The sequence below is a fragment of the Secundilactobacillus mixtipabuli genome (assembly GCF_002217925.1).
GTDB classification, from domain to species: Bacteria; Bacillota; Bacilli; order Lactobacillales; family Lactobacillaceae; genus Secundilactobacillus; species Secundilactobacillus mixtipabuli.
In genome coordinates this window covers 1-240 of record NZ_BCMF01000067.1, presented here as the reverse complement: position 1 = coordinate 240, position 240 = coordinate 1, and the positions used below count along the sequence as shown (strand labels likewise).

Annotated in this window: 1 protein-coding gene; it reads left to right on the top strand. The window is 42.1% G+C overall.

Annotation, left to right across the window (positions count from 1 at the left end; genetic code table 11):
* On the top strand, positions 1-240 hold a 240-nt coding region (locus tag IWT5_RS12025), incomplete at both ends, for a transposase (protein WP_143443116.1).

Below are 240 nucleotides of genomic sequence, written 5' to 3'. Positions count from 1 at the left end.
GAGTTCAAAGTGTGGTAGTTGATTTAAACGCTCAATACTGTCACTTTATTAAGCGGATCTTTCCCAATGCTGAAATCGTAATCGATCGATTTCACATTATTCAACTGGCTGGACGAGCTCTTGATCAAGCTCGTATTCAAGCTTTTCAGACCATTCCCGATCACCGCTCACGCCTCTATCGCATATTGAAATCTCATTGGCGCTTATTCCACCAAAATCAGGACACCATCAACGATGTTA